This window comes from Komagataeibacter europaeus LMG 18890 (genome assembly GCF_000285295.1).
In the GTDB taxonomy this organism is placed as follows: domain Bacteria; phylum Pseudomonadota; class Alphaproteobacteria; order Acetobacterales; family Acetobacteraceae; genus Komagataeibacter; species Komagataeibacter europaeus.
Genome location: NZ_CADP01000248.1, coordinates 1 through 1,898 on the forward strand (window position 1 = coordinate 1; position 1,898 = coordinate 1,898).

Here is a 1,898-nt window from a genome sequence, read left to right on the forward strand (position 1 = left end):
ATTTTCAATACTGACCAGGGGTCGCAATTTACGACACCCCGTTTCACCGGGATACTGGAAGAGCGTCAGATCCGCATCAGTATGGACGGGCGTGGGCGATGGCTGGATAACGTGTTCATCGAGCGTCTGTGGCGGTCGCTGAAATATGAATGCGTCTACCTGCACGCGTTCGAGACCGGATCGGAGCTACGGGCCGGGCTTGGCAGATGGATCGCCCACTATAACGAAAGGCGTCCGCATACGGCGCTGGCTGGACGTACGCCCGATGAGGCGTATCATGACGTGCCGACGCCATCTGGTCCGGGGTTAACCACGGACCAGATAGCCAACAGCAACGCCGTCAGAAGGGCGGCATAACAACAACCGGGTATAGCTTATCAAGCCCACAAAGCTGTCCGAACGGACGGGACCACCTCACTGTGATGCCAGCGCAGGCACAGATTTGCGAGCCTTATCGAGGACTTTTATATCCTGTTTGAGAGCCGCTATCCTGCCCTGATCTCCTACTGACAGACTTTCTTCTGATCGTACGATCCGACGAATTTGCATCTGTCTGTAATTGATCAACTTCGAAAGACGATTCCATTCTTGCTCCCGGCGACGTTTCACGCCCTTATTTTTAGCCTCCATCCATGTTTCCATGAACAAATCGAGTTCATGAAGATAGATGTTGGCCAAAATGGGCGAGACAATGCCACCTTGCGGAGTTCCACTGTAAGTCCTGCTGAACCTCCAGTTTTCAAGATATCCAGCTTCAAGAAAGCGTCTAATCAGATCAATGATCTTCTTATCAGCAATCCTCTTGCGAAGCAGGTTCACGAGAATGTCGTGGTCGATATTGTCAAAATACCCAACAATATCGACCTCAACGAACCATTTTGTCCCTCTCCACACCTTCTGGATATGCTCCAGTGCAGTATGACAGGACCTATTTGGACGAAACCCATGTGAGTGATTAGAGAAAATCGGCTCATATATGGTTTCAAGGATCGTCCTCAAAGTTTCCTGCACGAGGCGATCCCGAATACTCGGAATCCCCAACGGTCGGAGTTTACCGTTTGATTTTGGTATGTAGACCCGACGAACCGGATTTGGTCGGTAACGTCCTTCCACGACCTCGCTAATCAACGCTTCAAGCTTGTCGAGCGAAAACCCGTCAAGCGTATCTCCGTCAATACCGGGGGTCAGGGAGCCCGAGTTTTGGGCAACCTTCTCATATGCCGCTTTCCAGAGATCACGGCAGGTCATGAGGCGGAATAGGCCGTTAATCGACTTTCCGGCTTTCGAGAGCTTTGGAAGAGTATCCAATCTCTTCATGACGATAGCAGTTTGCATCAGCAGAACCCGTCTTCCGTTAGAGGATACTGTTTTGGGAGCTGCCACCCTTCACCCAAGACCTGACGCTTTCGGTGCGATCGCTCGTACCTTATACGGTGTCTTGCCCTGCTTAAACGCAGGTTGTCCGTCCCATTACAGGAAAGCATTTGGCTACTATGGTGATACCAAAGGACGTAGCCACTGACTCGTGTGTGAAGTGACAAACGGCGCTGGCTCTGATTCTCTTGATGCGGGAGGATCTGGCTGATGACGAGGGCGGTGAAGCTACGGGATGACTATTCGGCCTCTGATCTGAGGCGACTTGCGGCGCGTAGCCGGCAGGCGAACGCTGCGCGCCGGCTTCTGGCCCTGGCAGCAATCCGTGACGGGGCGAGCCGGACGGATGCGGCCCGCGTGGGCGGCATGGACCGCCAGACGCTGCGGGACTGGGTCCACCGCTTCAATGCTGAAGGGCCGGATGGCCTGCGCGATTATCAGCATCCGGGACCAGCCTGCCGTTTGAACGGGGCACAGCAGGCCGAACTGAAGGCGCTGGTCGAGGCCGGGCCCGATCGGCAGCG

3 protein-coding genes are annotated in these 1,898 nt (G+C 54.4%); 2 read left to right on the forward strand and 1 reads right to left on the reverse strand.

The window, feature by feature from the left end:
* A partial coding sequence (locus GEU01_RS21255; protein WP_019087609.1) for an integrase core domain-containing protein occupies positions 1-357 on the forward strand: 357 nt, incomplete at its 5' end.
* Between the two features lie 57 nt (positions 358-414).
* On the opposite strand, the gene GEU01_RS21260 is transcribed toward GEU01_RS21255, so the two are convergent.
* A complete protein-coding gene (locus GEU01_RS21260; RefSeq protein ID WP_019087610.1) occupies positions 415-1,335 on the reverse strand; it encodes a reverse transcriptase domain-containing protein in 921 nt (306 codons plus the stop codon).
* Between the two features lie 249 nt (positions 1,336-1,584).
* On the opposite strand from GEU01_RS21260, the gene GEU01_RS21265 reads away from it, so the two are divergent.
* Positions 1,585-1,898 (forward strand): helix-turn-helix domain-containing protein (locus GEU01_RS21265; RefSeq protein WP_019087064.1); only part of this gene is annotated, 314 nt, incomplete at its 3' end.

Coding starts and splice junctions, on each gene's coding strand:
- GEU01_RS21260 (WP_019087610.1), bottom strand. CDS start 1,335: ATGCAAACTGCTATCGTCATGAAGAGATTGGATACTCTTCCAAAGCTC.